Annotated in this window: 22 protein-coding genes; 9 read left to right on the forward strand and 13 right to left on the reverse strand. The window is 29.1% G+C overall.

Annotated features, from left to right (window positions below):
- Positions 1–99: 99 nt before the first annotated feature.
- From X924_RS06840 to X924_RS06850, 3 genes are read right to left on the reverse strand one after another with little or no spacing between them, the layout of a single operon-like run.
- Entirely contained in the window at positions 100–2175 is a 2076-nt protein-coding gene (locus X924_RS06840; RefSeq protein ID WP_121958188.1) for a hypothetical protein, read from the reverse strand.
- A gap of 2 nt (positions 2176–2177) precedes the next feature.
- The gene (locus X924_RS06845) at positions 2178–3869 is read right to left on the reverse strand and encodes a PEGA domain-containing protein (RefSeq protein ID WP_121958189.1); all 1692 of its coding nucleotides are present in this window, start codon (positions 3867–3869) and stop codon (positions 2178–2180) included.
- A gap of 11 nt (positions 3870–3880) precedes the next feature.
- Complete coding sequence (locus X924_RS06850) at positions 3881–4324, reverse strand: MarR family winged helix-turn-helix transcriptional regulator (RefSeq protein ID WP_233186604.1); 444 nt, start codon at positions 4322–4324, stop codon at positions 3881–3883.
- Positions 4325–4678: 354 nt separating this feature from the next.
- On the opposite strand from X924_RS06850, the gene X924_RS06855 reads away from it, so the two are divergent.
- Complete coding sequence (locus X924_RS06855) at positions 4679–6040, forward strand: MATE family efflux transporter (RefSeq protein ID WP_199172660.1); 1362 nt, start codon at positions 4679–4681, stop codon at positions 6038–6040.
- Positions 6041–6054: 14 nt separating this feature from the next.
- Here the strand turns inward: X924_RS06855 and X924_RS06860 are convergent, their stop codons facing one another.
- The 10 genes from X924_RS06860 to X924_RS06905 all read right to left on the reverse strand — a co-directional run bounded on the left by X924_RS06860 (position 6055) and on the right by X924_RS06905 (position 16942).
- Positions 6055–6816, reverse strand: a complete 762-nt coding sequence (locus tag X924_RS06860) for a Sir2 family NAD-dependent protein deacetylase (RefSeq protein WP_121958190.1) — start codon at positions 6814–6816, stop codon at positions 6055–6057.
- A gap of 326 nt (positions 6817–7142) precedes the next feature.
- Entirely contained in the window at positions 7143–8933 is a 1791-nt protein-coding gene (locus X924_RS06865; RefSeq protein WP_121958191.1) for an ATPase, read from the reverse strand.
- Between the two features lie 484 nt (positions 8934–9417).
- Positions 9418–10002 carry a ribosome biogenesis GTP-binding protein YihA/YsxC gene (gene yihA / locus X924_RS06870; protein ID WP_121958192.1) on the reverse strand — a complete coding sequence of 195 codons (585 nt, stop codon included), beginning with the start codon at positions 10000–10002 and terminating at the stop codon, positions 9418–9420.
- A gap of 123 nt (positions 10003–10125) precedes the next feature.
- Positions 10126–10602 carry a metallophosphoesterase gene (locus tag X924_RS06875; RefSeq protein ID WP_121958193.1) on the reverse strand — a complete coding sequence of 159 codons (477 nt, stop codon included), beginning with the start codon at positions 10600–10602 and terminating at the stop codon, positions 10126–10128.
- Positions 10603–10614: 12 nt separating this feature from the next.
- Positions 10615–11262, reverse strand: coding sequence for a thiamine diphosphokinase (locus tag X924_RS06880; protein ID WP_121958194.1), 648 nt, complete (start codon positions 11260–11262; stop codon positions 10615–10617).
- A 114-nt stretch (positions 11263–11376) separates the two neighbouring features.
- Complete coding sequence (locus tag X924_RS06885) at positions 11377–12849, reverse strand: NAD(P)H-hydrate dehydratase (RefSeq protein WP_121958195.1); 1473 nt, start codon at positions 12847–12849, stop codon at positions 11377–11379.
- A gap of 48 nt (positions 12850–12897) precedes the next feature.
- Positions 12898–14157, reverse strand: a complete 1260-nt coding sequence (locus X924_RS06890) for an adenylosuccinate synthase (protein WP_121958196.1) — start codon at positions 14155–14157, stop codon at positions 12898–12900.
- A 288-nt stretch (positions 14158–14445) separates the two neighbouring features.
- The gene (locus X924_RS06895; RefSeq protein WP_121958197.1) at positions 14446–14913 is read right to left on the reverse strand and encodes a 23S rRNA (pseudouridine(1915)-N(3))-methyltransferase RlmH; all 468 of its coding nucleotides are present in this window, start codon (positions 14911–14913) and stop codon (positions 14446–14448) included.
- A gap of 2 nt (positions 14914–14915) precedes the next feature.
- Entirely contained in the window at positions 14916–15824 is a 909-nt protein-coding gene (locus X924_RS06900) for a hypothetical protein (RefSeq protein ID WP_146255679.1), read from the reverse strand.
- A gap of 8 nt (positions 15825–15832) precedes the next feature.
- Entirely contained in the window at positions 15833–16942 is a 1110-nt protein-coding gene (locus tag X924_RS06905) for an FtsW/RodA/SpoVE family cell cycle protein (RefSeq protein WP_158245342.1), read from the reverse strand.
- Between the two features lie 271 nt (positions 16943–17213).
- On the opposite strand from X924_RS06905, the gene X924_RS06910 reads away from it, so the two are divergent.
- From X924_RS06910 to X924_RS06945, 8 genes are all read left to right on the forward strand, one after another.
- Positions 17214–17948: a biotin--[acetyl-CoA-carboxylase] ligase gene (locus tag X924_RS06910; RefSeq protein ID WP_121958200.1), complete on the forward strand. Its 735-nt coding sequence runs from the start codon at positions 17214–17216 to the stop codon at positions 17946–17948.
- Positions 17949–18075: 127 nt separating this feature from the next.
- Entirely contained in the window at positions 18076–18588 is a 513-nt protein-coding gene (hpt, locus tag X924_RS06915) for a hypoxanthine phosphoribosyltransferase (protein WP_121958201.1), read from the forward strand.
- Between the two features lie 17 nt (positions 18589–18605).
- Positions 18606–19442, forward strand: coding sequence for a purine-nucleoside phosphorylase (locus tag X924_RS06920; RefSeq protein ID WP_121958202.1), 837 nt, complete (start codon positions 18606–18608; stop codon positions 19440–19442).
- 57 nt (positions 19443–19499) lie between these two features.
- Entirely contained in the window at positions 19500–20507 is a 1008-nt protein-coding gene (locus X924_RS06925) for a lytic transglycosylase domain-containing protein (RefSeq protein ID WP_121958203.1), read from the forward strand.
- A gap of 34 nt (positions 20508–20541) precedes the next feature.
- Positions 20542–22089, forward strand: a complete 1548-nt coding sequence (gene fliF, locus X924_RS06930) for a flagellar basal-body MS-ring/collar protein FliF (protein ID WP_121958204.1) — start codon at positions 20542–20544, stop codon at positions 22087–22089.
- A gap of 25 nt (positions 22090–22114) precedes the next feature.
- Complete coding sequence (gene fliG, locus X924_RS06935) at positions 22115–23131, forward strand: flagellar motor switch protein FliG (RefSeq protein WP_121958205.1); 1017 nt, start codon at positions 22115–22117, stop codon at positions 23129–23131.
- Positions 23124–23828, forward strand: a complete 705-nt coding sequence (locus tag X924_RS06940; protein ID WP_121958206.1) for an HrpE/YscL family type III secretion apparatus protein — start codon at positions 23124–23126, stop codon at positions 23826–23828. The genes fliG and X924_RS06940 overlap by 8 nt, the downstream gene beginning before the upstream one ends.
- Positions 23815–25152: a FliI/YscN family ATPase gene (locus X924_RS06945; protein ID WP_121958207.1), complete on the forward strand. Its 1338-nt coding sequence runs from the start codon at positions 23815–23817 to the stop codon at positions 25150–25152. Before X924_RS06940 ends, X924_RS06945 begins: the two co-directional genes overlap by 14 nt.
- Positions 25153–25168: the final 16 nt, after the last annotated feature.

Below are 25168 nucleotides of genomic sequence, written 5' to 3' on the forward strand. Positions count from 1 at the left end.
TTAACTACGAAATAGTCGCATTCTTGTAATATTTTTAAATTCAAAACTCCATTATTAGAAAAATCTTTACTTCTATGCATCAAATAAATATGTGCAATTTTATTGAGATGACAAAATGAACCATGTAATAATTACCCCCGCTGCTACCCCTAATAATCCTGTAGTAAGAGGAATCCAATAATTTTGTTGAGGTTTTTGAATTTCAATTAATGAATTTTCAACAGCTTCTACACGTTTTAAAGTTTCTTCATTATTCAAAGTTAGTTTTCTTATATTATCTTCATAGGTAACAAAAGTTTTTTCAATGTTAGTTAATCTTAAATCTAAATTATATAGCTCGTTGCTCAAACTATTAATATTTCTTTCTAAACCAACTATTTCTAAAGATAAATTTTGAGATAATTCAGCTTTAATATCATTTTTCAATACCATTGTATCTGTTGTATATTCCCATTGGCTTCTAAAGACATAATACTCGTCAAGCAAATCATTATAAGCTTTTCTAAGTTCTTGTATCTCAGCAGAAGTTATTTGAAAGTTACCCAACGCATTTTCTATTTCATTTATCCTGCTTTCTAAATTTATTATATCATTTGAAAGTTGAAACTGCTCTTTACGTAAATTTTCTATGTTATTTCCTAATACATTAAAATTAAATGACAATTCAGCAATATCTCCCATATGTGTCAAAGTTTCTTGATCAAGATTGTTTAATTTTGATAAAGCCTTAACCTGTGCATCAATACTCTCCATTTGTTTTTGCAAATTGCTCATCCCTGCTGAATTTATTTCCACTGTTCTTTTTAAAGCTTCAAAGTCCTTATTTAATTTCTCAAAAGTTGAAGCATAAACACTTAACTTTCCCATTTCATCATAATAAATGCCCATAGTTCTTTCTAAACTAGACACTCTCTCTTCCAAATTTTTTAAATTTGTATCATTTAGAGAAAGTAAAGTTTCCGTTGAATTTGAACTCAACTTTGATATTTCAAAGATTATACTATCCAATTTTTTATTCTGAAAATTAATCTGTTCTAATAATGATTCATACTTTTTTTGCATATCATTTATTGAATTGTTGTAATAAAAATGTCTTGCGTCAAAAGTTTCTATATATGATTTGTTAGTTTTAATTTGATCACTAAGTGAAGAAAGTTCCAATAATATATTATCAGTTTTCATCTTTAAACCTTCAATATCAGCCTGAATCCACAAAAATTTATCATTATTATTAACTTTTGCATCTGAAATAGTAATATTTTCTAATATATAATTTAACTTTGCTTCATTTTCGTTAATTCTTCTATTGAGCTCTAAATAATCTCTTTCTTGAGGATTAATTTGGGATTCTAAATTTGCGACTCTCATATCTAAAGAAGTTATCGTGCTTGAAATAGAGGCATTCAAAAGAGCGACCTCATACCGAGCAATGTTAGTTAAAGAAGTTTTTAAAGCATCGATTTCTCTGTTTATTTGAAAATCAATATAATTTTTAAAATTTTCTTGATTTTTTTCAATATAATCTGTAAAAAGATTGTTTAGACTTTGAGTAACTTTATCAAATTTTTCATTTAATGCTTTTACTTCTGATTCAAATTTATCAAGTTGTTCTTGATAAATAGTAAGTGTTGTTAAAGAAGTTTCTGAAATTTTTTGAACTTCTTTTTGTGCCGTTTTTTCTGCTACTTCTATAGCACCTTGAGCAATATTTTGGAAAACAATATTTTCCTCATTTATTGGTTGACCTATTTGTATAACTTCAAGTATATCCGATACTTCTTTTTCCAACTGTAAAAGTACGGAGTTCAAATAAGAGAGTCTATCGTCAAACGCAAAAATAGTATTTTCTATGTTAGAAATTCTTGGTTCCCAATTTAAATTTTGTAACTGGTTCAATCTTTTTTCCAATTCTTCTATTTTAGGATCATATGTCCTTCCCAAATAATCAAGCATATTTGAACCAAATTCAGCCAAATCATATCTTACAACTCCTTGAGAACCACGAAATCTACCTTGAACATCTATACTCATAATTCTTGTATTAATCATCCTTTGTACGTAAGGATATGCTGGAGAGGAAACTGGAACATCTACAATACCTGTTTGAGAAAAAAACACATTTGTCATAAAAACAACAAATAATAAAAGCATAATTTTTTTATTTTTCTTTTCCACAATTATTCCTCCTCAAATAACTTATCCAAATCTATATTTTGTGGTTTATATATGAAAACAACTACTGATTTTTCTCCGTCAGAAAATAGGTTTGGACCAGATTTTAAATACAACAACTTTGGAGGTTCCATATATGTTTGTGAGTTAACTATTAAATTATCTCCACTATAACTTAAATTTACAGGAATTTTTTGATCAAAACTAAAATTAACGTAAGTTTTTTCTTTTTCTTTAATATGTACTTTCTGTGTTTTAACTTCATTCATATATCTCACTTCTATATTATATATACCGGGTTTTAATGGAATTCCAAGAGCTTCTTCTTTTGTTAAATACTTCCCATCTAAATAAATTAAAGGTTTTTCAATATTAGTAGTTATAAAAAGAACTCCAAAACCTTGATCAATAAAAAGGTCATAACTTTCTGAAGCTTCAATTAATAAGCTATAGGTCCTATTTAAGGTCCTAACGTTAACGAACTGAGACTTACCCAAAATATTAAATGGGAAAAAAGCAGGAGTCTTTTGTGATTTATCAAACAAATTTACAGTTTCTTTGTTTTCAGAATATACATTTACAGTACTCATCCTATTCAAATCAATAACATTACCGTTTTCCCAAAAATTAGGATATATTATAAATTCTAAAATTTTACCTTTTGAAGAACTTCTTAATAAATGTTTATTGTCATCTAAAACTATTTTAGTAATATTTTTTCCTAAATTGACTCCATCTATATTAAACTCATAATTATCAGAATTAATAAACATCAAATTATCCATTCTTTTATCTAATTTAACAAAATATCTATTCAACCCTTCTTTATTTATTGATACATTCATTTCTTTTGCTTGATAACCAGTCTTTGAAAAATATAATTTATAATCACCACTTTCAATAATTTTTTCTAAAGGTGTCAATCCAAGAAATTCACTATTCAAAAAAACAGCAACGCCTTGAGGGTCACTATCAATGAACAAGGAAGCTCCCTTCTTTAATTCAGCAATTACCGTTGGACTTTCTTTTGAAGGTATAATATCAAATTTTTTATCTATATATCCATCTTTTTTTAAAATAACCTTAGGAAGATCTTCTTTTTTTACCTTAATAGGGGTTTCGCCAATAAAAACATTATCTAAAAACACTCGAACATTTTGAGGTTCAGAACATATCAAAACTTCATCCATACCAATTAAATCGACTTTAAGTTCTTTTTTCATAAAAGGTTTAAGATCAAATTCTATCTCTTTAGGATAATAACCTTCCTTTTTCAAGAGTATTTTTGAAACTGTGTAAGGAAGTTCAACTTCATCTAAGGAATTCACAGTTATAATATACTTTTTTTCTAAAAATTCATACTCTAATAAAACATTATTAAGTCCTACTCCAAAATCAAAAAAAATTTTGGTCAAAGGTACTTGTATAGCTTTTATTGTAGCCTCACTTCCAACAAATTGAACCTCAACGCTAAAATCACTGTATCCATTTTTTTTAATTAGTACATTACCGGACGTAACATCAGAAACATTTATTTTAAAAGGAATTTCTTCTACAATTCCTACGAATTTTGTATTAAAATAAACACTACTTCCTTTTAGAGCTTCTATATTTATCATATATGAAAAAAAAGTGACCCCTAAAACCAAGTAAAAACATAAAATAAAGAAACTTTTATATTCATACTTTACTATCATAGAAAAACCTCCTAAGTGTTTTCAATCAGTAAAATATTTATTTCGTTTAATATTTCTATAGTTTCCTCTTTATTTCCCAATTTATCATAGACTTTTTCCATTAACCCAACTCTGTTTTTTATTACATTGTTTATAATTTCTTCTCCAATAGGAGTTATAGTAACAACAAAAACCCTTTTATCCTCTTTTGATTTTTGACGTTTTAAATATCCCATCAACTCTAACCTTCTTATAAGACCAGTCGTCGTACTTTTTGTTATGCCAAGCCTTCTGCTTATTTCACTCAATTTTTTTGGGCCTCGAAAATATACATTTTGTAAAACATCAAATTGAGCAGGTGATATATTAAAATCTTTTAAAACCTTTCTTCCTTCACTTTTGATCTTTGAACATATTTCTCTCAATAATTTTTCCATTTTTTCAGATGGAGCCATATCATTAATATCTTTTCCCATAATTATATTCTCCTTTCTTTTTTTGATATAAACCTTTTTTAAATATTTTAATATGTATTGATCTATTTTTAGATTTCAAATTTTAATTTTAAAAAAACTTATTTAAATAAAATTTTTATTTTTTAAAAACTCTTAAATATTATATGATTTCATTTGTTAATTAAAATTATTTATGTTATATAGTATATCATAATTTATAATTAATATATTATTAACAAGTGTAAAAAATGGTATTATCAATAATTTTTGAACAACATTATACTGTTCATATGATAAAATAAAAATAAATAAAAATGTAAAATACGAAATAAAATACGAAGCTAGAAATCCAAAACATAGGAAATGGAGGAATGAATGGAAAGAGACCTAACTCACGGTAATGTTCTCAAACAAGTTTTCTCAATGTCTATTCCTACAATGATAGGCTACAGCGCTGAAATGTTTTATGACTTAGTAGATCTTTATTGGATAGGCATGATTTCAAGCGATGCAATTGCAGGTGTCACAGTTTTTTCTACCATCTTTTGGATCGTTACTGTTTTGAACGAAATAATAGGTTCTAGTTCCATTTCCTTGATATCTCAATCTTACGGGAACAAGGATTTTGTTCAAACAAGTTTGGTAATAGAGCAAACTATTAGCTTTAAATTTTTGATGGCTTTAATTGCTACAATTTTTATGGCATTTTTTTTGAAACCTTTAATGCTTTTATTCACAGATGAACATGTGGTAAATTATGGCTTAGATTATGGATACATACGCCTCTTTTTTTTACCCATTATGTTTTCTTCATATTCTGTAGGAACAATCTTTCGTTGTTTAGGTGATTCCAAAACGCCCATGTTAATAATGATATCAGTAAGCACACTAAATATTTTTCTAGACCCTATTCTGATATTTGACAAAATACCTTTTACTAATTTAAATGGCGCTGGTTTAGGCGTATTTGGCGCCGCTGTAGCAACAGTTATCTCCCAGACTATATCTTTTTCAATCGGTTTTTTTATTTTATTCACAAGAACTCATGAAGTCAAACCAAAAATTAGAAAGCTTTTCAAACTTGTACCTTCTATAGACAAAAAACTTTTAACAATCGGTTTACCAAATGGGTTAGAAATTTTTTTTAGAAATCTTTTTAATATAATTATTTTAGGATTTATTTCAATTTTTGGAAATGAAGCCATTGCAGCAAATGGTATCGCTGGAAGAATATTTGGTTTTGCTTTCATTCCGTTATTTGGTTTAACCACGGGCGCAGCTGCGGTAGTTGGGCAATCGTTAGGTTCAAACAATATACCAAGAGCACAAAATGCTGCAAAATCAACTGCAATTATTTCTTCATTCATTATGTTTTGTTTTACTTTGCTATCTTTTTGTTTAGGAGAACAAATTATGCATTTATTTACTGACAACTTAGCTGTAATTGACTATGGAAAAGATTTTTTAAAGTTTGGTTCCTTAGGTTTACTAGCATTAGGATATGGTTTAGGATTGACACCTGCTTTTTCAGGATCCGGATATAATTACCCTTTCTTTTTTTCGAGTATAATTTCAAGGTGGGGGGTCCAATTACCTATATTAATCTTTGCCATAAATGTATTTAAATTACCTATAACCTGGATTTGGTTATCTTATATGTTCGGTGATATTGCAGAATCAATTATTCACGTTTATTTTTATAAAAAAGGCAAATGGAAAAATAAAAGAGCTTGGTAACATTTGCAAAAATCTTATTTTTTTAATTTATGATAATTGTTTGCTACTCGTCTAAAAAAGGAATCTAATTCTTCATCTATTATCATGGCTGTTTTATCTAAGGGTAAATACATTTTAGAAATTTCTCCCTTGTTAATTACGATTATTTTCCCTTCTGTCAAAGACGGAAGCATAGCGGCAGGTATTACAACAAGTGAAGAACCCAAAACTAAAACTAAATCGGCATTTTTCATTAACTTTTCAGCTTCAGTTAAATATTTAACAGGTTCTCCAAAAAATACAATATCTGGTTTAATAATTCCTTCGCAGGTATCACATTTTGGAACAATCTCTTTGTCCATTTTTTCCATTATTTCATCTTGTGAATATTCTTTGCCACATTTTAAACAATAATTTTTCCAGCAGCCTCCATGGATTTCGTAAACTCTCTTCGAACCAGATTTTTGATGTAAAGAATCTATATTTTGAGTTACAATTCCTTTTAATTTTCCTTCTTTTTCTAGTTCCACTAAAAATTTGTATGTAAAAGTAGGTTCAGCATTTTTTACTAATTCTAAAAATTTTTTATGAAACTTATAAAACAAAGTGGGATCTTTATAAAAGTAATCTATATCAAATATCCTTTCGGGATTTTCTATATTCACTCTTTTATATATACCATTAGGGCCACGAAAGTCAGGTATTCCTGCATTAGTAGACATCCCAGCCCCACTTAAAACTGCTATTGAATTTGAATTAAAAATCATTTCAGCGCATTTTTGAGGTAGATCTTCCATTTTTATCTCCTCCTGTAATAGGTCTCATTAATCACTTTAAAAATTATAAAACTTAACTTTTTATAAATGTTTTAGTTTTCAATTTTTTCAAAAATTTCTTCATAGATCTAATCCTTACTAACTATGGTTTTTTTAGTTTTTTCATTATGCGCAATTAAATAAAGGATCCGCATCTGAACCCGTTTTAATTCAAAAACTTATTTTTAAAAATCTTCATTTCTAAAGCCTTTATCAGTCTCATTATAAATTCACAACATTATTTTCAAAATCATTGTTAGAGTTTCTAAACCTAATTAAAATAGGAATTAGTAGTATACTACTAATTCCTATTTTATAATTTTAATATTTTTCAAATATTTTAATAACCCTTCTGCTGCAATTAATGGGCCCTTTTCTTCAAAGTCCGGTATACCTAATTGAGTTCTAATTGTTCCAACTTTAACTCCTGATTTTATCATCGCTTCCATATACCTTTTAGCTATTTGTTCATGTCTTTCTTTTCTTTGGATGGCGCCAAAAGGATTTGCAAAATAACTATAAGTCAATCCTTTTTCCGAAGTAGTTCCTTTAGCCATTCTTGCTCCTTTAGAAAAAACTTCCAATGCTTTTTCAACCTCGTCATAAAACTCAATTATTTCAAATTCATCTCCAACTTTTTCATAATTATTAGCATAGAGAAAGAAATCTATTTTAGTAGGTTTGATAATTTCTTCGTAATTAGAGTAAGGAACAATAACTCGAGCATTTACTTCATTAGGATTCATAAAAATACTTCTATCTATTGCTGAATAAGCATATCCTGGTTGTAAGTCGTCCAATCTTACAAACGCTCCTGTCTCAGTTCCATAGGCTACAACTGTTCCATCTGATAATATGTCTAATGAACCCATATCATCTATCAAAATATTTACTTCTGATACTTGTTTTTTAATCCTATTTAAAGCATCTAATGTTTCAGATTTTCCTGCTCCACTGTCTCCAACAAACATTATATTAAATGAACTACCATTTCTTAACTTTATTTCGGCTAACGCTCCGTGAACGGGGAGTCTATTTTCATCTATTACAATAAGATTATGAATAGTCAAAATCATTTTTTTCATGTATCCAAAATAATCTATGGAAGGATCGTCCCCCACCAACGCCACATATGTCCCATCATTTTCTTTGTAAATAATACCATTGGAATCTTCTTCACTTTCAAAAAAACTTTTCTTTACACCAAAAAAGTAAATACCCTCAGGTTTTTGATTTTCTAATGTCTCAAACTTAGCAAATTCGAACAGATTAGCTAATCCAGTTGCTAAAGCAAAATATTCTTTATATACAACTACAAATATCAATTTATCATTGACATGTATAGGAAAGACTAACCAATCATCTGGATTTTCAATATGTATTTTTTCAAGTATTGGACTGTCAACTACTTTAAATAAGCCTGATCTTTTATTTGAGCGAGTATAAAAAATCACAGGTGGTTCCAAAACGACACTCCAAACGTAATTCATATTATATAAGAATTCTGCATTTTTTATTTTAATTTCTTCATTAAATTTTGGATTATCGAAAATAAAACCAGCCTGAGCACCACTTGGTAATTGTCTCAGTATTTTCATTCTTCTTTCAGAAATATTAACAAGTATTTGCCTATATAAGCCCAATACTAAACTTTTTAAATCGGAATTATTTTTTACTAATGATATTTGCTTATGAATTCGTGTTGAAGAACGGTAACTAAATGTATCTTTTTTTATCATGAATCTATGTTTGCTACGCCATAAGTTGAATACATCTTCAACAAAAATTGCTAATACCTCTCGATAAGGAGCCAAAGTAGGAAAACTGAAATATGAAGAAGAATCTAAATGATCCAATGTATTGACAGATAAAGCTAATAACAACTGAGTTATTTCTTCTATATCGTATCTATCCGCTATCAATTCAGCTTCTGAATCCTTAAGAAACAATTTAAAAAATGAATATAAAGAATTGTTAGTTTCTTCAGAATCTTGTATTAATTCTAAAATAATATTTTTTAAATAAACAGAGTTAAAAATCTGTGAAATATTACTATAAGAAACTTCCCCAGGAATCAAAGCAGTTCTTTCAAATGACATATCTAAAGCCCTCCCTTAAATATATTTTTACTCACTTTAAAAATTCTAAACTTCACATTTTATAAATATTTCAGCGTTTAACTTTTTATAAAATACCTCTCCACTTCTAATCCTTACTAATTACTAATTTCTTTACCTTTTTCGGTATTTTTACCGAAGGAAGGGGGAAAGGGCTCCGCCCTGAACCCATTTTAAATTCAAATGCTTATTTTCTGAAAAATTATCATTTCTAAAGTTCCTAATATACTTTTATAATGTCTTTAGAAACTCTAAAACTTTACTTTTTTTAGTGTTTCAGCGTCTTATTTTTTCAAAGATACCTCCTCAACTCTAATACTTATAAAATATGAATTTCTTTAACTTTTTAAGTATTTTTACCTAAGAAGAAGGGTTTCTCACTGAACCAACTTTAAATTTAAAAGCTTATTTTTATAAAAACTATCATTTTTAAAGTTCCTAATACATCTTAGGTAATTAACTTTAATTAATCGCCTAAAATCTCTCCTATAGTTTTCAACAATAAATTGATACCTTCTTTGGTTTTAGAAGAAAATGGTAAATATATATACTCTCCATAATTGGAAAGAGAGATTTGAATTTCTTTAAACTTTTTTTTCTTCTCAAAATTTTTTAATTTATCAGCTTTGGTTAATACAAACATAAACGGTATTTCAAGTTCTCTTAACCATTCTATCATCGAATAATCCAATGGCTGTGGCACATGTCTATGATCCAAAAGTAAAATAACAGTAATTAAATTTTTTCTGTTTTTAAAATAATCATCTAACAAATAACTCCACTTTTCTTTTTCTTGCTTTGAAACACTCGCAAAACCATAACCTGGCAAATCCACAAAATAATAGTTATCATTTACCAAATAATAATTTATGGATCGAGTTTTACCTGGCGTTGAACTAACCTTAGCAATTTTGATTCCCAAAAGTGTGTTAAGTAAACTTGATTTTCCTACGTTAGACCTTCCTGCAAAAGCTATTTCTTTTTTATCTTCTGGAGGCATATCTTCTATTTTATAAACAGTTTTAATTAATTTTGCTGAATTGACTTTCACTTTGATTATTCCTCCTTGACGTTACTCAATCAATCGTCTCGGACCTACTCTATACTCTAAAGTAAAACGTTCCTCTTCTTAAAACTACATTTCTAAATTTTTTAACATTTTAGTCGACTATTATTATAATTCCTTTATTTCAACTTCACCTGTAATGGGATCTAACAAGGCATAAGTCGCTTTTGATGTCAACCAACCACATAATTCACCAGGATTCAATACTAAAGTTTTCCCAAATCTTCTTTTTACTATTTCGTGAGTATGTCCAAAAAATATGTAATCATACAAACCAGATTTTTCTGCTGATATTAAAGAATAAGGTTCGTGCATTAGAAAAATCTTTTTATTTTCTAATTCAATCGTTACTGGACCATTTTTAATCTTTCCATTAGATTTTTGGTGAAGTAATATCTTTTCTCCATCATTGTTTCCGAAAACTCCATAAAATTCTATATTTTCAAATAAAAAATAAGGTAAAGTAAAAGGAGATACAAAGTCTCCACAATGAAAAATAGCGGTTACATTATTTTCCTCAACTATATTAGGAATGTGTTTTATTTTTATCATATTATCATGTGAATCAGAAAGTATAAGCCACATTATTTTCTCCTTTCACCATTTTTTATTTATCCATCTTACAAATAATATAGTCCCTTTTTTAAGAAAAATTCTTACCTTATTACTTATTGCTTCATTGCTTATACCCAAGGACCTAAAATTATTTAAATCTTTGTTCTTAAGTTCATATTTAAAACCTTCAAGAGTTAATCCTTCAACTTTATCTCCTATTCTCAAAATGGACCATGTTTCTCCAACAAAAGCATCTTCCTCTTTAAATCCGCTTACAACTCCTATTTTCACATCTTCCTCTAAAATACAAGGATTTAAATCGATATATTCTACTAATAAATAGAGCGAAGCAACTTCTTGATCTATTCTATCGCCCAAAACTCCTGAAATAATAACATCTTTTTCTTTTCTCTCCCTTAAAACTATCAAAGCTAATTCTGTATCAATTTCTTCTTTTTCTGCCGGATATGTTAATATTTCACACCCATTCTTTTTTGCCCATTCTAAATCTTCAGGAGAGGCTGAATCAAAATCACCAATCAAAATATCTGGAACCACATTAATCTCTCGGTAAATTTTAATACCCGAGTCACACGCTATTTTTAAAGAAGCTTTTTCTACTATATTTTTATAAAATTTTAAAGAACTTCTTTTTCCTGCTCCACCTATTACATAAACTATTTCGTCCACTTCCTTTTAATTAATAATATTTGTATATTTGTCACCTACCAATTTTAATCTTTATACTTTGCAAATCAATCATTTTAGTTAAATTCACAGATTTTTTCAACTTTTATAAAGACCTTACTTTGTTAACTTAGAAATTGTTCTATAAATATTATCACATATAAGTTTAGGAGTAATAAAATATTCTGTATAATCTTTAGATAAATTTTGAGCTGTATCATAAACCACATATGTCCCTATAATAGAAGCTTTAAGTGAGCTTAGGCCTTGAGCAATATAACCACCTATTACTCCAGAAAGCAGATCTCCTGAACCACCTTTTGCTAAGCTTGAATTACCAGCAATATTAAAATATGTTCTTTCTCCATCAGTAATAATCGTTGTAGAAGATTTTAGAACTATTGTACTGCCTATCTCTTTAGAGTAAGATTCCAAACCCAAAACATCATTTTTTACATTTCTATAAACTTTCGTTAATTCTCCTACGTGAGGAGTAATAACAAAATTTTTATTTAGTTTTATCTTTCTATCTTTTAATATCAACAATGCATCAGCATCAAGTAAAAAAAGCTTTTCTTCTTTGTAATCGTTGACTAATCTCAGTATAAACCCTGTTGCTTGCTCTGTAATTCCCGGACCTATGATTAAAACATCAGCTTTTTTTATATCCTCTTTTATTATTTCTACATCTCTACTTTCAAAATATTCCTTATCAAGTGATCTGTAAATTATTGAAGGTTCTAAAGCTAAAATACCGGAAGAATCAGCCGGAGTAATCAGTTTAACTATTCCCGTACCAACTCTTTGAGCGCCTAAAGCGGTCAAAATAGGAGCTCCAGGATATTTAGCGCTTCCTGAAAGTATTAAAACACTTCCAAATTTATATTTATAAGAATCTTCCGGCCTATCAGGAAGTAAAGATTTAACCATATCGCTTGTTACCAAATTTCTATTAATTGAATCTAAAATAGAACTATCAAATGAAAGATTAGCTATTTTTATATCTCCACAAAATTCCCTTGCAGGATAAAGTAGATGCCCTATTTTTAAATTACCAAAAGTAACTGTTTCACTTGCTTTAACAGCGTTCCCCATAATTTCTCCCGTATCACAAGACAGTCCTGAAGGAATGTCTATAGAGATAATTACGTTGTTTGAACTATTTATTTTATCTATTACCTCTGCTATTTCATCTTTGACATCTCCATTCAAACCTATACCAAGGAGTCCATCTATTATCAAATCATATTCCTCAAAATCTACATTATCTTGCCCAAAACGATAAACTTTTACTCCATAATTATTTGCTATTTTAAATTGTTTTTTGAATCCTTCGCTTGATTGCCCCACATCTCCTACTAAAAGAATTTCAACTTTATAACCTCTATTTTTTAATATTCGGGCTGTTGCAACTCCATCAGCACCGTTATTACCTTTTCCTACAACACTTAAAATGGCATGAGGCTTATATGTTTCTACAATATCTGCTACAGAAGCTGCCGCTTGTTCTATCAAAGTTTCTTCCATTATACCTTTTTGAACAGTTTCTCTATCTATCTGCTTAGCTTCTTGAGATGTTAATACTTTCATTTTTTATCACCTTCAATTAAAACAATAAATAAAATCTTTTTAACTTTTTTATCTATCAATATTCAATATTAAATGATTTTTTGAACACATTTCTTCAGTTTTTGGACCATAGGATATGTAATCAACATTTATTTGTGTTTGTTCTTCTATAAATGAGAGATATTTTAAAAAGTTTATGTCACTTGTATTTTTCCAACCCTTTAACTCTTTGTAAACTGGTTTTGCAACAAAAAAATCATAAGATGACGACGGCGTATCTTTAATTTTTCCTTTTATTTCATAGTTTGTACATACTTTTATTTGATCAAAACCATTTAATACATCCGACTTGGTTATAACTAAACCTGTTAAACCTGATCTAATTTTAGCGTATCTTAAAGCAGGTAAATCAAGCCATCCTACTCTTCTTGGCCTTCCTGTTGTTGCGCCATATTCGTTACCTAATCGCCGTATCTTTTCTGCTTCTTCACCAAAAATTTCGGTTGGGAAAGGACCTTCTCCAACTCTGGTGGTATAAGCTTTCAATACGCCATATACATCATCTAATTCAAACGTCGAAAATCCAACAGAAGAAACACCATGAGCCATACAAGAAGAAGAAGTAACAAAGGGATAAGTTCCAAAATCCAGATCAAGTAAAACACCTTGAGCGCCCTCAAATAATACAGATGTACTCCTGAAAACTTCCCCCATTTCAATAGCACTAGCATAATTAACTTTTAATTTCTCTAATCTATTTCGAGCCTTTATTAAAAATTCATAAACTTCGCTTATCGAAGTTTTAAGCTTATTACCATAATAACTGCTCTTAAGATAATATATATCCTCTAATCTGTTCATGAGCAAGCTTTCATCAAATAAATAATAAAATTTTATGCCTTCTCTTGAAACTTTATCCGTATACGAAGGCCCTATTCCTCTTCTTGTAGTACCAATAGGTTTTTTTCTCATAGACTCAATAATTTCATCTTCTTCTTTATGCCAGGGAAGAACCAAAAAAGCTTCTAAATCTATATAAAATTTTGAAGATATATCAGGAAAATCCGATTCTAAAATGGATAATTCTTCAACTAATTTTTCAAGATCAAGAACCATGCCTGCACCTAAAAATCCTTTAGAATTAGAATTAGGCATAATTGAAGGTAATAAATGATTCACATATTTTTTATCTTTGTAATATATAGTATGGCCTGCATTAGAACCCCCAGAAAAACGAACTATCCATTCAAAGTCTTTTGAAAAATAATTAACAATTTTCCCTTTACCTTCATCTCCCCATTGAGCACCTACAATCGCCATTTTTTTCATAATTACATTTCACACTAATTTAAAAGTGTGCTTTCCCTCCTTTTTCAAAGACGTTTATTTATTTACTTTAGAAATTTTAAAAACCTTATTTTATATAGGTTTTAATATTAAATTTTTTATGAAATACCCCCACAATCTTAATTTTGATCAATTCTCTATTTCTTTAACTTCTTCGGTAAGCATCCTGAGAAAGAAAAAAGGGCTCCGTCCCAAACCCGTTATAACAAATAAATTCAAAACATCATTTTTCTAAAATCCTTTTAATTAAAAAGATTATTTAATAATGATTTAATAATGATAACTCTCATTGTTCAATATTTTGTTACTTCTAAATATCTGTTCTAATATCAACAATACTGCATATTCGTGGGTAAAAGTAAATTTCGATAAAGATATCATATCATCAGCAACGTCATAAACTTTTTCTGAATGGCCGAGAGGTCCTCCAACATAAAAACTTAGAAATTTTTTACCACATCTGCTTTTTATTTTATCATAAAACTCTGCAAATCCTATAGAATCTAATTCTTTACCTCTTTCATCTAAAAAAATATTGTAAGAATCTTCAAAAAATTTTTGTATCTTTTCAAAATCTCTATCTTTAATACTCTTACTTGGAAGTTTGTTCAAATCTCCCGAAATGGGAAGCTCTATTAATTTAATATTCTCATATTTTTTTAACCATTTTAAATATTGCTTTACACCACTTTTTACAAATTCAGTTTTCAATTGTCCAATTACTATTATTCTTGTCATAACTATATTTGATCTTTTCTTATTTTTCTAACTTCCGAATTTGCCAATATTTTTTCTTCTATTGTGATTATTTCTCCATCCAGTTTTTCAGCTAAATTTCTAAAGGATTTAAGAAAAGTACTTCCCATTATTGGAGAAGATAAAGTCACCCTTTCTAACTCACATCCAAAATGGTTTATGACTCTTGTTACCTCATTGTATAAAATTGTTAAAGAAATCTCACCTTCTTTGGCATTGACACTCATATTAAATTTACCATTGAATTTTCTTTCTAAAAAAATATTAGCTGGGAGAATCATCAAAAGTTCTTGCTTTATTTGTTCTACAAGCCATCTGTCAGAATTATTTAAATGAAAATCTAACGTTATTAAAGGATCTCTAACTCCCATTATTGTAGCTCCAGCCGTTGGATGAGGAATATCAGGACCAAAATCTGGTTTCCATTCAGGTAACTTCATCTTTTTTTCTAAAAACTCGAACTCACCTTTTCTTATATTATTTATATTCTTTCTTTCCTCTTTTTTTGCAGATTTCTCGTATAGATATATAGGTAAGGAAAAACTTTCAGAAATCTTTTTAGCTAATCTTTCTACAAGATTATTTGCCTCTTCAAATGTAATTCCAACAACAGGTACAATAGGTATCACATCAATAGCTCCTATACGCGGATGATAACCTGTATGATTATTCATATCTATTTTTTCGATACAAATAGCCGTTAATTTATACAAAAAGTCTTCAATTTCTTCACAATCTCCCGCAACACTGATAAAACTTCTATTAAAATATTCATCACTTTTACAAGATATAAACCAAATTCTATTATAATTATCTGATAAATCCCTTATCTGCCTTATTAATTCACTATTTCTTCCTTCACTAATGTTTGGAAGTGTCTCTATTATTTTCATAGACAAACTCACCCCGTAATATTTTTTTCAATCATCAAACCTTTAGCTGCTAACCCTAAAATTATAGAAAACGTTAGAATAGACGTTCCTCCATATGATATTAAAGGTAAAGGAATACCTGTCACTGGCATAATTCCTAAATTCATACCGACATTTTGGAAAACGTGAAAAAAAAGTAAAAATGCCGCTCCAAAATAATAATATTTCCAAAAATTATCTTCGGAAATTTTATATCCTTTAAACAGCCTCCACAAAATAATAATATACAATAACAATATCAAAGATACACCTACAAACCCAAACTCTTCCCCAATAACTGAAAGTATAAAATCTGAATGACTTTCAGGTACAAAATTCGTTAAATTCATAAAACCACTCATATAACCTTTACCTAAAATTCCTCCTGAACCAATAGCTTTCATTGCTTGATCTGTGTTATAAAAATAACTCAACGCATATTGTTCGGGAAAAAGAAACCCAAGTATTCTTCCTTTCTGATATTCTTGTAAATTTAAAAAAACAAATGGCCCAGCTATCAAAGCTAAACCTAATGAATATTGCCATAATTTTTCAAATTTTCCTGAAACAAAAACGATTATAAACCAAGTAAACAAAACGATCAAAGTAGTGCTAAAATCTGGCTCTTTATATATTAAAATCGACGAAAAAATAATTATTAACGAAGAAAAATAAAAGTATCTTTTACTAACTTTTTCAGAAATAACATAACTCAGATACAAAATTAAAGACAATTTAAAAAATTCCGATGGTTGAAACCCGAAAGGTCCTACCCTTATCCATCGTCGCGCTCCACTTATAGGATTTGAGAATAAAACTAAAATCAAAGCAAAAAAATTCAAATAAAACAATACTGGGGCAAAAGTCTTAATTAATCTTTCTGGGATAAATAGCGATAAAGTAAAAAAGACTATCCCTAAAATCATCCATAAAAATTGCTGTTTTTCTATACCTTCTAAAGAACTATTCAAAACTGAACTTTTAACCGCAAAATACCCAATAGTCAACAAAACAACATAAGAAATTATCAAAAGAAATTCTATTCTCTTAATCTTTTCTTTATTATTGAAAAAAGATAATTTGGAAACAGCTTTCAACAATCTTACACCTCTTAAATTTAAGAAAAAAACATTTATCTTTTTAACCTTTATTTATTATATCATAAAAGAAAAGAGTATTAATTTTTTCAGATTACCTCAAAGCTGTGATAAAATAAAAATAAAATTTATTGTAAAAACCTCAAATAAAATCAAATACTCCCTTCCCATGTGTTTTATAAAAACTTAAATTTTAAACTTTAACATAGATGAAATTTGAGTTTCATAACTTAAAAACCAAGTAAAAAATGAATTTTAGGAGGAAAATTCCAATATGATTGGAGATAAACTAATTATATTAGATAAAATAGACTCTACTAATCAATATATTAAGGAAAATTGGGAGAAGCTCCCTTCTGAAACTGTTGTTTGGGCTTTAGAACAAAAAATGGGATATGGAAGAAAAAAAAATTTTTGGCATTCACCCTTAGGAGGACTTTGGTTTTCCGTTTTATTTAAACCAAGAAAAAGGCCTTTAGTTCCTTATTATTACGTTCGAATGTATTCACTTGTTATATTTGACTTATTAAAGAAAAAATACAATTTAAAACCTGTTATAAAATGGCCAAATGATATCTTAGTTAACGAAAAAAAAATATGTGGTATATTAGGTGAAAGCGTGTATAAAGGTAATAACCCAGTATGTGTAATAGTAGGAGTTGGTTTAAACGTTAACAATGAACTTCCATTGGAAATAAGTAACAAAGCAATTTCTCTAAAAGAACTTTTAGGTCGAGAAGTATCTCTTAAAAAAATCTTGAATCAAATTAACCATATCGCTTATAATTCATATTATCTAAAATATTTTAAGCCTAAAGCTTTGAATGGTTTAACCAAAATTTGGATTAAACATCTTAACATCAAACCAGGTGATACAATAAGTTTAAAATATAACGAAGATATCATATATGGAAAATTACTTGAAATAAAATCCGAAAGCTTAGTAGTACTAACAAACAAGGGAGAAATAAAAGAATATAATTCTGGGGAAATAAGCGTCTTAAAATAAATCTTTCTCGTCTAAAAATTAAATGTCAGAATTAATTGAAAATGACGCTAATGTGATACAATATTTATAAAGATAAGAATTTAACATTATATAAAATACATTTTTATTATCCATTAGGAGGCAAATTATGTCATTAAATGTTCTTATTGGGGAAGAAAAAATAAACAAGAAGATTGAAGAATTAGCTTTAAATATAACTGATTATTACAAAGAAATGACTGACGAAATCGTTGGAGTGTGCGTTCTAAAAGGATCGGTTAATTTTTTTAGCGACCTTGTCAAAAGAATAAAATTAAATGTGAGATATAATTTTATACAAGTTTCAAGCTACACAGGAGAAGTTACAACTGGATCTGTAAAAGTAAAAAGTTGGCTTGATGAACCTTTAGAAAATAAACACGTCCTCATAGTGGAAGATATTGTGGATACTGGTAACACTCTAAAATACATAGTAAAATATTTTCAAAGGCAAAATCCTCTTTCTTTAGAAATAACTTCGTTGTTAATGAAGACCGTCCACAATCATGAAGTTAATGTTAAATTCCCTGGTTTTGAAATTGGAAACATATTTGTTGTAGGATATGGGTTAGATTACGACGAAAAATATAGGAATCTCCCTTACATAGGGTATATTAACTAATAAAGGAGGCTATTATAATGGATATGAAAGAATACGTTTCAAAAGTAAGACAGGCTGCTAATTATATAAAAGAAAAGTCAAATATAACCCCAAAAATTGCTATTATATTAGGATCTGGTTTAGGAAAGATATCGGAAAATTTAGAAAGTCCTATCCAAATTGTTTATGAGAATATCCCAAACTTTCCAAAATCAACTGCCCCTGGCCATAAAGGTGAATTACTTATAGGTAAATTCGGAGATAAAAATATTTTACTTATGAACGGAAGATTTCATTATTATGAAGGATACACAATGAAAGAAGTTACATTTCCTATAAGAGTAATGCAAGAATTAGGAATTGAATATTTAATATTGACAAATGCTGCGGGAACTTTAAACCCCGATTTTGAAATAGGGTATCCTTGTTTAATAACAGATCATATTAATTTTTTTGGAGATAATCCTCTAATTGGACCTAATTATGATGAATGGGGAGAAAGATTCCCTGATATGACAGAAGTGTACTCAAAATATTTGATAGATGCCGCGTTTAGTTCCGCGAAAAAATTAAACATTCGCATTTACTCTGGAGTATACCTTGGATTAAGCGGTCCTACTTTCGAAACTCCGGCAGAAATGACTATGATGAGAAACTTTGGAGCAGATTTAGTTGGCATGTCAACAGTTCCTGAAGCCATAGTTGCAAGACATGCTGGTATAAAATTATTAGGATTCTCAGCTATTACAGACAAAGCAGTACCTACTCAATTAAAAAAAGTGACTGCCGAAGAAGTTTTAGAAGTAGCAGAGAAAACCGGTGGAAAAATTGCTGACATAATAATGGATATGATAAATTCAAATATTTTTGAATAATTTTACTAGATTCTTTTTTAGCTTGATTTTAATTATCTTGGTTAGAAGGTGAACCTTTTGAAAAATGTTGGTTTATTTATATTATTTTTCTTTTTTTCTATGCAAGCGTTTTCTTTTTATGAAATGTACGATTATTTTTTCATGAAACCTGGAAATTATTTTGAATATAATTCAAGCAGCAATGGAGACTTCGGATTAGAATTTTATACAGTTAAGAAATATCCATTAATGGATTCAAACACTCTTTTAGAATCCGTTTGGTCACAACCTAGGTCTTTAATCGGCGGTCAAATGATGGTTGAATCCGGAAACTATACCCATGCCATATCATCATCAAAAGCTATGGGATTATTACAAATTAAAAACCTTACCGCACTTGACCTTTACGTTTACAATCTTTTTGATCCATATGATAATTTAAAAGGTGCTTTAGAATATCACGGTTACCTTCGTAGAATGTTTAATGACGAAAGACTGCAATTGATAGCATATCATGATGGCCCTACAGCAGTAATGGCTGGAAACATTTCTGCATCAGGTGAAAGGTACTATGAAAAAGTAAAAGAAGCTCAAAAAAATTATACTAATAGAAAAATATACTCACCATATTTTTTGGGAGGCAGAATATCTTACGACGATGATAAAATTATTGACGGAGAATTTAAAGCAGGCTTAGCATATAGAAAATTAGAACTTTATGGCGATATTTCTGTTAACTTAAATTTTAGCGAGAATACTCAAGATGATAATTTTGGAATTGACTATAATTACACAATACTTTATGTGCCTCGTACAAATGTTGGTTTTGGTATAGGAGGAAATCCTATCCCAAATAAAATTGTTTTAAGATTAGGCTTTCCGTGGCAGAATTTTGTTATAACAGCTTTTGATGAACCATCAATTACATATAAACACGAATTAAATAAATATTTTACTTCTAAAATCACTTTAAATAATGATAATTTGCTATTTTCAGGTTATTTTTCCATATACAATATTGACTTGTTTTTGGGATATGAAGTCTTCCATCAAGCTTTAAATTTAGGATTTCGTTTATCTTTTTAATTAAATATAGATATTTCAAAAGAGAGAGGTCATCATGGAAAAATATTTTCAAAGTGTTGTTGACTGGTGGAAAAATTTAGGAAAAGAAAAACAAAGAACGATATTAATTATCGGTTCTATTATCTTGATACTAACTATTATACTTACAGTATTTCTCACACGAAAAAATTATACTTTTTTAATTGGAGGATTAGATCAAGTAAGCTCAGGAAATATAATTAGAAGTTTAGAAGAGATGAGAATACCCTACAAAGTTGATAACTTTGGAAATATATATGTAGCTAATCAAAATGTAGCGGAACTAAGAATGAAAATGGCAGCAGAAGGGATTTTAGGAACAAATATTCAAGGATATGAGATTTTACAAAATCAAAGTTTTGGAGCTACAAGCTATGATAAGCAAGTCAATTATCAAATAGCCTTGGAAGGCGAACTTGCTCGAAGTATTTCTTCAATGTCAGGTATAAACTCTGCCAGAGTACATTTAGTCATTCCACCCAGGACTTATTATCAAGTTGGCAGTAATCCAGAACCATCTGCTTCTGTTTTGTTGATGGTTAATCCAGGCGTAACTATAACTCAAGATCAAGTGAGAGCCATAATTAATTTAGTATCGGGAGCTGTTCAAGGGTTAAAACCTGAAAACGTTAAAGTAATAGATAACTTTTCCAAAGATTTGAGTGCCCAAGTTATGCTTTCAGAAAATATAAACGATGCCAACACAAAATTTCGATTAAAAACAGAAGTTGAAAAATATTATTCAAATAAAGTTGAAAACAGTCTTCAATCCGTTTTCGGTTTAGGAAACGTTGTAGTTGTCTCTGAAGTTGACTTAAACTGGGAAAAGATAGAACAACAGGAAAGAAGGGTAGAACCTGTAGTAGATGAGAACGGAATAATACTAAGTCAACAAAGTAAAATGGAACAAAGTGGCGGGCAATCAACAGGTAGAATTCCCGGAGTAGATTCAAACATTCCACCTTATACTTATCAAACTCAAGCAGGAACAGATAATTATTATATTAGCTCTAACATAATTACAAATTATGATGTAAACGAAATCTATAGAAAGACTATAGAAGATAAGACCGGAGAAATAGCTAATAAGAGTTTTACCATTTTTATTGATTTTTCACAAAGTAAAATGCAAAACTCAGAAGAATTAAGATCTCAAATTACTAAAGCTATAGCAACTGCAGTTGGAACTTCTGAAACAAATATCTCATTAGTCGATATTCAGTTTAATAGAGATATTGAGACTTTACGTTCTCAAATAGAAAGCGAATTACAACAAAGAAGACAGAGAATTGTAAACATTGTAATCGCTATTATTATTACTTTAATGGTAATTATCTTTTTGATTATAGTTTCTAGAACTGCAAAATCGAGAAAAGCCGCTCGTCTCATAGAAGAAAGAAAAAAACAGTTAGAAACAGAAGCTGAAGCAGTTATAAACCAAAAAAAGGTAGAAGTTAAAGAATACAGCCCGGACGAAGAAAAAATAAAAGAACTTGAAGATTTAGTAAATAAAAATCCAGATGAAGTAGCGGAAATTATAAAAATATGGTTAAGGTCTCAATAATTGAAAATTCAGAAGGTGAATGACAATGCCTGAAAAAAGTAAAGATTTAGACGGTATTAAAAAAGCTGCCGTCATATTAGTAATGATAGGCCCTGATAATGCTAGTAAAATTCTTAAAAAACTTAATGAAGAAGAGGTTGAACAAATAACCCTTGAAATAGCTAATTTAGAGAAAATAGACGAAGATATTAAAAAAACAGTCATAAATGAATTTTATGAATATATGCAAGCTAAAGATTTTTTGAACATTGGTGGTGTAGAATACGCAAGAAACCTTTTAGAAAAAACTTTTGGACCAGAAAAAGCCATAGACATAATAGAAAAATTGGTTTCAAATTTACAAGTAAAACCTTTTGAATTTTTGAGAAAGGTTGATGTAGCGCAGTTAGTTAACGTTTTACAAAACGAACATCCACAAACCGTTGCTTTAATTTTATGTTATCTCCCCCCTCAAATAGCAGCTCAAGTTATCTCGGAACTTCCAGAATCGTTACAAATAGACGTAATAAAAAGGATTTCCACTATGGATTCAGCAAATCCTGATATTGTTAAGGAAATTGAATCAAAACTGAAAGACAGATTATCTGCTTTTACAATACAGTCTTTTTCACAAGTTGGTGGTATAGATATATCTGCTGAAATAATGAACAATATTGATAGAGCTGTTAGTAACAAAATTTTCGAAAGACTTTCGGAAAGAGATCCAAAATTATCAGATGAAATTAGAAGAAGAATGTTTGTCTTTGAAGATATAATAAAACTTGATGATAGATCAATACAGAGAATTTTACGAGAGGTAGACAGTAAAGATTTAACGTTAGCTTTGAAAGGTGCCTCTGAAGAAGTCAAAAATGTTATATTTAAAAATATGTCTAAACGGGCATCTCAAATAATTAAAGAAGAGTTAGATTTCATGGGACCTGTGAGAGTAAGAGACGTTGATGAAGCTCAGCAAAGGATCGTTAATATTATTAGAAAACTTGAAGAAGCTGGAGAAATAATTATAAGTAGTGGCGGGGCGGGTGAAGAATTAATTGAATAAACGATATATAAACAATAAATTTGTGGTAATTGATAAAGCAATATCTATAAAAAATACCAATATTGCAGAAGAAAAAGGTAATGAAAAGTTAAAATTTAACGACATAGTAGAAGAAAAAGAAAAACTTTTAGAAAATTCAAAAAAAGAAGCTGAAGCAATAATTCAAGCTGCTAAAAATGAAAGTGAAAAAATTTTGCAATCTGCAAGAAATGAAGCTTCAAAAATTCAAAAAGAACAACAAAATTACTTAGAAAAAAAACAAAAATTATTTGAGGATGAATTAAAAAAAATACTTTCAGAAATAACCCGCATAGAAAAAGAATATGAAATTTACATCAACGAGGTTATTAAACAAAGTCTTGTTTTTACAGAAAGTATAATAAAAATAACGGTAGAAAAATATTTTAAAGAAACTATAGAACCGCCTAAATGGTTTGAGACAATATTTAAAAACTTTGAAGATAAGCTAAATTCATTAAAAAACGCTAAATTAAGGATTAGCCCAACTTTTAATAAAAATTTAAGAGAAATAGTAATAAATGTTTTCAAAGAAAATTTTATGATTTTGGAAGATTCAAGTTTAAGAAACGGTGAAATTTTCTTAGAAACAGATCAAGGTATTTTTGATTTAACTCCCGAAACCTTCGTAAACAGTATATTAGAAATCTTGGAGGTTTCTTTTGATGAAAACAATTAATTTTAATGCTGCGTTATCTATTTTTAAAGAAAAAGTAGAAAATAAGCCATTAATTGAATTAGAGGGAAAAGTTAATAGAATTATAGGAGTTACTATAGAATCTATAGGCCCTAATTGTGCATTAGGTGATCTATGCAAAATAAAATTAAAAAACCACTCTAAAATACTTGCTGAAACAGTGGGATTTTCAGATAACAAAGTATTGTTAATGCCTTTAGAGGACGTCAATGGAATCTACGTTGGAGCCCCAGTCGAAAAAGTAGATAGTAAGATAAATATAAAAATTGGTCCAGAACTTTTAGGATATGTTTTAGATGGCATAGGTAGACCTATAGATGGAAAGAAAATTAAACACTATGAAACACGAAGTATTTATGCCAATGCTCCGAATCCATTATTAAGAAAAAGAATAAAAGAACCATTATCTGTAGGAGTAAAGGCGATTGATGGATTTTTAACGTTGGGAAGAGGGCAACGTATTGGCATAATGGCTGGTAGCGGAGTTGGAAAAAGCACTTTATTAGGCATGATCGCCAGAAATACGGAAGCTGATATTAACGTTATAGGTTTAATAGGTGAACGCGGAAGAGAAGTTAAAGAGTTTATTGAAAAAGATCTTGGTGAAGAAGGACTCAAAAAATCCATCTTGGTTGTTTCTACATCTGATTCACCTGCATTATTAAGGGTAAAAGCATTATATACTGCAACTACTATTGCTGAATATTTTAGAGATTTAGGATACAACGTTTTACTGATGGTTGATTCAATAACTAGATGGGCAATGGCTCAAAGGGAAATAGGTCTTTCAATTGGAGAACCTCCTACTACTCGAGGATACACACCAAGCGTATTTGCTAATATGCCAAAAATATTAGAAAGAGCTGGAAATTCTTCTCAAGGAAGCATGACAGCTATATATACCGTCTTAGTTGAAGCAGATGATATGAACGATCCAATAGGAGACTCTGTCAGAAGCATTGTTGATGGACACATTGTACTTTCAAGAAAACTCGCTGATTCTTCACATTATCCTCCAATTGATATTCTTTCAAGCGTGAGTAGACTTATGACAGAAGTTGCAAGTAAAGAGCATTTAGAAGCTTCTAAATTTCTCAAAGATATTTATGCAAATTATATTGATTCTAAAGATTTGATAGATGTTGGCGCTTATAAAAAAGGTGCTAATAAAAAGGTTGATATTGCTCTTTCAGAAATAGAAAATATAAACAATTTTTTAAAACAAGGCATAGAAGAAAAAGCAGATTTTAAAACCACGATAAACTCCCTTTTGGAAATTTATGAAAGATGTCAAAAACTTTTATAATTTTTACTTGGAGGTA

The sequence above is a fragment of the Petrotoga sp. 9PWA.NaAc.5.4 genome (genome assembly GCF_002895485.1).
GTDB lineage: Bacteria > Thermotogota > Thermotogae > Petrotogales > Petrotogaceae > AZRK01.